This is a genomic window from Streptomyces sp. NPDC055078, assembly GCF_053607985.1.
Genome location: NZ_JBSGUP010000406.1, coordinates 1 through 7,435, shown reverse-complemented (window position 1 = coordinate 7,435; position 7,435 = coordinate 1). Strand labels below are relative to the sequence as shown.

Here is a 7,435-nt window from a genome sequence, read left to right as displayed (position 1 = left end):
CATCGGCCCCGATGCCGACCACACCCCCTCGGACGGCCGATTCCGCCACGGTCGTCGGACGGCTGCTCGCCCGATTCCGCGCCAACCCGGACTCGATCGCCGTCGACGACGGCGGGACCACGCTGACGTACGCGGAACTCGACCGGGCCTCCCGCTCTCTCGCCCGCAGGCTCCTGGCGCACGGTGTCACGCCGGGAGGTCTCGTCGCGCTCCTCACCGAGCCGGGCGCCGACACCGTCGTCGGAGTCGTCGCGATCCTACGGGCGGGTGCGGGCTGGGTCCCGCTGGACGCCGGCCACCCGCCCGCACGGCTCATGGACCAGCTCGCGCGGACGGGTGTCCGCACGGTGATCTGCCACGACCGGACCCGCGCGGCGGGCGAGGCGCTCGGCGGCGTAACCCTGGTGCCCGTCGACGGACCGGTGCCCACCGCGCGGACCACCCCGGGGCCCCATGAGCAGGGGCTCCGGGCCACGTCCGGCATCCTCCGGCCGCCCGCCCCGGACACGGCCTCCACGCCACGGAACCCCGCTCCCCCGCCGGAGGGCCCCGCTCCCGCGCCGGACGGCCCTGTCGACGCGGACTCCATCGCGTACGTCATCTTCACCTCCGGCTCCACCGGTCGTCCCAAGGCAGTGCCCATCACCCATCGGTCGATGGAGAACTATCTGGACTGGGCCATCCGCACCTTCGGTTACGAGGAAGGGGACCGTCTTGCCCAGACGGCGTCGATCTGCTTCGACGCCTCCGTCCGCCAGTTGCTCGCCCCGCTGCTGGTCGGTGCCACGGTCGTGGCGGTGTCCTGGGACCTCGTGCGCGATCCCGACCTGTTGCTGACGCAGGTGGAACGCACCCGGATCACCGTATGGAGCTCCGTCCCAACGCTCTGGGAGCAGTTGCTGACCGCCGCCGAGGGGCGTGTACGGGGCGGCTCGCCGCGCCCGGACCTGTCGGCGCTGCGGTGGATCCACGTCGGTGGCGAGGCACTGTCGCCCGCGCATGTCCGCCGCTGGTTCGACCTCTTCGGAGACGGCCAGCGCATCGCCAATCTGTACGGGCCGACCGAGGCAACGATCAACGCGACGTGCCACATCATCAGCGACCGGCCCGACGACCATGTGCGGCGACTCCCGATCGGCCGCCCTGTCGCCGGTACCGAGGTGACGGTGGTCGGGCCCGACGGGGAACACCGTGAACCCGGCGAGCCTGGTGAACTCCTCATCGCCGGGATCGGGCTGACCCCCGGCTACCTGGGCGAACCCGCCCTGACGGCAGCCGCGTTCACGACGAGGAGCGGGCGGCGCTGGTACCGCAGCGGTGATCGCGTCCAGCTCTCCCCCGACGGCACACTGGAGTTCCTCGGGCGGCTGGACGACCAGGTCAAGATCCGCGGACACCGGGTCGAACCGGGTGAGATCGAGGCCGTCCTCCACACACATCCGCATGTCGCGCACGCCGTCGTCCTCGTACAGGACGGCCGTCTCGTCGCCTTCTTCACCACCAGGAGCGGGGCGACCCGGCCGCCGGACGCCGTGGCGCTCCGGCTCCATCTGGCGGACACCCTGCCGCCGTACATGCTTCCCGCCCGAATCGTCCACGTCGACGAGCTGCGGCTCACGGACACGGGCAAGGTCGATCGCCACCGGCTGCTCGCGCTCACGGCAGTCGGCGAGCCGGCGGGCACCGGCACCATGACACACACGCGCTCGGGTACGGACGGGCCGGTCGCGACGGCGGACACCACCGCGTCCACGGAACAGTCTTCCGGCGGTTCCGCCCCCGAGACCGGGGTACCAGCGGCGGCCTCCCGTCGCACGCCTCCGGCGACGCCGACCGAACGCCGACTGGCCGGCATCTGGACCGAACTGCTCCAGGTCGCCGATGTCTGCCGCGAGGACGACTTCTTCGCTCTCGGCGGCGACTCCCTGCTCATCCTTCAGGTGTTCGCGCAGCTGGAGCAGCCGGGCGGATCGCTCCCCCGGCCGACCGTCGTCTACCGTCACCGCACGCTCACGGCCCTCGCCACCGCGGTGGACGCGGCGGGGAACACAGCGGCGGTGGACGCGGCCTCCGAGGATCCCGGCGCGGTACCTGCGGACAGCCGGGCCATGACTCCGGCTCAGGTCGGCAGGACGGGCAGGGCAGATCGGACCGAACCCGCGCCGTTTCCGCTCACGCCCAGCCAGCGCGGCTTCCTGCTCGCGGAGGCGATCGCACCGGGCGCCGGATCGTCGTGGCTCGCACAACCGCGTCTGCACGGCCCGCTGCGCACCGACCGCTTCCAGGCGGCGGTGGACCTGCTCGTCGCGCGCCATCCCATGCTGCGTACGGTCTTCCCCGCCGGGGCACGGCCGGCTGTCCAGCAGGAGCTTCCGCCCGCGCTGCGCCTGCCGGTCGACTTCGAGACACTCGCCGAGCCAGACCGGCTGGCGGCGCGGATCGCCGCAGAGAGGGGCCGCCGCTTCGACGTGTGGGCCTGGCCCCTGCTGCGCCTGCGGGTGCTCACTCTCGCACCGGAGGAGCACGTCCTGGTGGTGCACGCCCATCACATCATCGGCGACGGCTACAGTGCCGCGCTCCTCGTGCGGGAGCTGATGGCCGTGTACGACGCACTCACCCGCGAGGAGGAGGCGGAGCTGCCCGCGCTGCGCGGCACCTTCCGCGACCTCGCCGCCCACCTGGCCCGTCTCTCCCCGCAGCCCGGAACGATCGACGGTTCTCAGGACCGGGTGGCACTGGGTCCCGGCGCGGCACCCGGCACGGCCCAGGTGCCCGCCGGGGACGCCCATGGCCGGTGGGAGCGGCTGACCGCCCCGTACCGTACGCCGGTACTGCGTACGGGCGTCGCCGGAGCAGCGGCGGCCGTGGGAGAAGAGGGAGAAGGGGGAGAAGAGGGAGGGGCCGGGCAGCGCGGGCACCGTCCCGGCGGGGAGGGCAGCGGGTTGTGGGCCGTCGGCGGCCCCGCGCCGTTCCACTCCTCCGGATTCGTGATCGACGCCGGGCGGGTGGAACGGTTGCGCGCACTCGCGTCCGGTGCCGGTGCGACCCTGTACGCGCCCCTGCTCACCGCCTACTACCAGGCGCTGGTGGCCACCACCGGCCAGTCGGACCTGATTCTCGGTCTCGCCGTGAGCGGCAGGGACCACCCGCTGCCCGATGTCAACCGGGTGTTCGGCCCGTTCGCCACGGCTGTCCCCGTACGGCCGGCCTGCCCGGGCTCCGAACCGTCAGCCGTCCCGGACTTCGGTGCTGATCTGCGGCGGGTCGTCGCGGATGCCGTCGCGGCGAGGACGTACGACGGCGCCGTGCCCCTTCACGCGCGCGGTCTGCCGCTGACCGCACAGTTCTTCTTCACCTTCCTGGACTTCTCCGCCCTGGGGCCGGAGAGCGGGGAGACGCTGACGGTCACCTGGGAGGACGGCGACAGCGAGTTCACGCCGCCTCCGGTCGGTACGGATGTCTTCCTGGCGGCACGCCTCGACGGGGACCGTCTCCGGGTCACCGTCCGCGCGTCGGCGGCGGCGTTCACCCCGGACGAGCTGGCCGCGTTCGCGCGCTCGGTGCACGACAGGCTGGCGCACGCGGTGGTCCAGCCCGCGCCGGGCCTGAGCGCTGCTCCGAACCTGAGCGCTGCTCCGAACCTGAGCGCTGCTCCGAACCTGAGCGCTGCTCCGAACCTGAGCGCTGTTCCGAACCTGAGCGCTGTTCCGAACCTGAGCACTCCACACCGGACCGCGCCACGACCGGGGAAGCGCACGGAGAGAGGACCGGAGGACAAGCGCATGGACGCCGCGCTCGTCGGCTATCTGCCGTCACCGTCCCATCTCGCGCGGCTGGCGGGCCTGCCCGCGATGGCGCGACAGCGTGAGGAACTGCGGACCCTGCTCTTCCCCGACGGCCGGCCACGGCTGCTCGAAACCACGACGACACCGCTCGGCCGGTCCGGCTTCGTCTGTGTCCCGCTGTTCGCGGACGAACTCGCCCGTGGGGACACGCTTCTCGGGCACACCGCCCATGGAGTGAGCCTCGCGGCGTCCCTCGGCGCACGGTCCGTGTCCCTGGCCGGGATGATCCCCTCGCTGACCGGCTACGGATTCGACGTCGTCCGTACGACCGGCGCGGCCGTCGCCGTCACCACCGGACATGCGACGACCGTCGTGTCCGTCGTCAAGACCGTGCACGCGGCGCTCGACGCCACCCGGCAGGAGCTGGGAGACCTCACGGTCGCTGTCGTGGGGCTGGGATCCATCGGCGTCTCGTCGCTCGAACTGCTGCTGACCCAGTCCCGGCGCCCGCCCGGCCGGCTGCTGCTGTGCGATGTCGTGGGCAGCGGGCCGCGCCTCAAGGAACTCGCGGAGAGCCTGCGGGAACGCTCACTGGCCGACGCCGTGGACGTACTGGAGTCGGATGCCGGACTTCCCGACCCGGTGTACGCGGCCGACCTGGTCGTCACGGCGGTCAGCGGCGGTGGAGCGCTGCTCGACATCGACCGGCTGAGGCCCGGCACGACGGTGGTCGACGACTCCTTCCCGCACTGCTTCGACACGAGCCGCGCGATCCGCCGGATGCGGGACCGGCAGGATGTCCTCGTCGTCGGCGGCGGACTGCTGGCGGTCGGCGCCACGGAACGGCAGGTCGCGGACGGGCTGCCACCCGCCGCGGCCTCCGGATATCTCGCGCAGCCGTGGCTCCCCGGCACTCTCGCCTCCTGCCGGCTGGAGTCCTTGCTGCACACATCCGGTGCGGGCATGCCCCCGGTGCACGGCCTGGTCGACGGGCCGACGGGCCTGGCCCACTGGACCGCGGCGGAAACGGCCGGCGCACAGGCCGCACCACTGCACCTGCTCGCCCACACCGTCGACCCGAACACCGTCAGGGGATTCCATACGGAAGTCTGACCGCCGCACCCCTGCGCGTGTGTACGGCGGACGCACCGTGGTCGGGCAGCGATGGCCTCCTCCGTCACGGCCGTCTCCCGTTGCGGGGACGCCATGTCGCAGAAGAACGCACTATGTGTCAGACCCCGGCTCTACGGTTTCCTCATGACTCCTGAGATGCGAGACAGGCTACGTCCCTTTCGCGACAAGGCGATTGCACAGGGCATTCCCGCCACTGACGTGGAGCGGTGGCTGGCAACCGCTCGTATGTGCGCGACACTTGCGCGGGAAGGGGACGGACCGGTCGTGGGCCGGTTCGGCGGCCCCCTGATGCTTCCCGCCGACACCCCGAACCCCTTCTACCCCTTTGTCGCCTCCGTCGACCTCGCGGCACTGCCCGATGACGCGACGGATCTCCCCCTGCCCTCGGACGGTCACCTTCTGCTGTTCGCCTTTCCTCAGGACGACGGCGACTGCGCCAACATGGGCGAAGCGGTGTACGTCCCCGCCGGTACGGCAGTGGAGGAGCGGGACAGGAATTCCTGGGAGTGGTCCGACATCGAGGACTACCGGCAGACGGTCGAGGCGTTTCCCCAGGGGCAACTGCGGGCGACGATCAACGCTTCCCTGCCTTGGCACCACGCGGTCGAGATCCCCGAGGCTCCCTACAGCAAGCCGCTCCCCGGGCACCCCCGCTCCGAGGAACTGGTTGAGGTGTGGGAGGACACCTGCGGCGACATCGCCACCTCAGGGCCTCTCCGGATCGGCGGATACGCCTCGGAGGAGGGCACCGAATTCGACCCGGTCGAACGCGCCGTGTGGTGCGCGGTGAAAGCGGCGGAAGCGGGCCACTGGGATGGGGAGATGTCGGATGCCGTCGACGACTGGGTGCTGCTCGCCGACTGGGATCCCGGCATCCGGGGCAGGGAGGGCGCCACCGTCCACTGGGCGATCCAGCGCAAGGACCTGGCCGCACAACGCTTTGACCGTACATTCGCCACTGTCCACTGGAACCCGTGACCGCAGCTCCGCCCGCGCCGCCACAGCGTCTCACGGATCGAGGATGGCCGATGCACCGTCACCGGCCCAGACCGCCTTGAGACGAAAGGGTCAGCACCTGACGGAGCCGCACTCTCGCCAGTCGGGCCTTCGCCCGTCAGGCGGACCGGGCCCGGCGGTTCCCCGACCCGACGGCTCCCGCGATGGGTCACGCCGAAACACATCATGCGCCCCTGGAGAGGGGCCTGCTCCTCGACCGCAGCCTGGTGCGAGAACAGCTGGGGATCGAACCCGAAGAGGCGGACCAGGTCCTCAGGATCCGGGAAAGCGCCGCACTGCAACAGCTAACCTCAAAGAGGCACTAGCGCCCCGTCGGCACTCCGGCGAAGCCTGAAACGGTGTACCGCGGGAAGCCTAGGGGGAAGGGGGCTTTCGCATGGACCTGACGAACCGGCACCGGGTGTCGGTGCTGCACATCGACCGTGACGCCGATCTGCCGTTGCTGTACGTCTACCTGCCGGAGGAGAACGTGTTCCGGACGCTGGGGTACGTACGGCTGCGGGGGGTCATGGTCGCGGACGGCGTGAGTCATGACGGACCGGACACCGCCGATCAGCGGGACGGGTTCCTGCTGAAGGTCCTGACCGCGCTGCTGGTCCCGCCGCACGAGGCGCGGCGCATCGTGCGTACGGCCGATCACCTCTCGGAGCAGGGGGGTCCGTCCCCGGCCGGTCCTGGTCCTGGTCCCGGTCCTGGTCCTGGGCCTGGGCCTGGGCCTGGGCCTGGGCCTGGGAAGGGCCTCGGCGCGCACATGCCGTATGCGCAGGCGTTCCCCGCCGGGGCCGGGGGGCAGAGCGGTACCCACCTGACCGGGCCCGGCATCGTCGTGGGGCTGCTGGGCGGTCTGCTCGCCGGCTGGCTGCTGGCCGGCTGGAACGGCGCGGTGATCGGCGCGTTCGTGGGGGCGTCGACGTTCCCCGATCTGTTCATGGGGATCTGGCAGGCCGTGCACGCCCGGAGCGCCCGCAACCAGGTGGAGATCCACGACACGGTGGCCCTGCTGCTCATCGCCGCCGGCACGGTCGCGGGGGGAGTGCTCGGCCATGTGCTCGGGAGCGAGGGTTTCGGCCAGGCACGCGGTGTCTTCCTCGGTATGGCGCTGGCGGCGTTCACGCTCGCTGTGCTGGCCACGGCCTTCAGCATGGTGCCGTTCCGGCAGCGGTCGGCGGTCTGGCTGGGCCCGCTGGTCGTGGGCGGGCTGGCCTGGGCGGCGTACACGCTGTGGAGCAGCCCCGTCGCGCTGGCGCTGGGGGTCGTCCTGGGATCAGTGGCCGCCGGCGCCCTGGCGCAGCGGATCGGCGGTGCCGGCTGACCGCGCGTACGGGGCCGGCGGGGCCGGGGTCCGGTGAGTGGCGCGCGCGGGGCCGGCGTCCGGCGGGTGGCACACAGGGCCGAGGCGCGGTCAGGTGGCCGGGGCAGAGTTTTCGGGCCGCCCGTCCTCCTGGTCGGCGGGAGCGATGTCCCAGGACTGGGAAGCGGCGTCGTAGGAGATCCGGAAC

At 72.0% G+C, this 7,435-nt stretch carries 3 protein-coding genes; all 3 read left to right on the top strand.

Features of this window, described 5'->3' with window-relative positions:
- Window positions 1–4,898, top strand: a 4,898-nt coding sequence (locus tag ACWF94_RS27560) for an amino acid adenylation domain-containing protein (protein WP_453494015.1), incomplete at its 5' end; no start/stop codon positions are given.
- 285 nt (window positions 4,899–5,183) lie between these two features.
- Entirely contained in the window at window positions 5,184–5,897 is a 714-nt protein-coding gene (locus tag ACWF94_RS27555) for a DUF1963 domain-containing protein (protein ID WP_453494012.1), read from the top strand.
- A gap of 415 nt (window positions 5,898–6,312) precedes the next feature.
- Window positions 6,313–7,248: a hypothetical protein gene (locus tag ACWF94_RS27550; RefSeq protein ID WP_453494009.1), complete on the top strand. Its 936-nt coding sequence runs from the start codon at window positions 6,313–6,315 to the stop codon at window positions 7,246–7,248.
- Window positions 7,249–7,435: the final 187 nt, after the last annotated feature.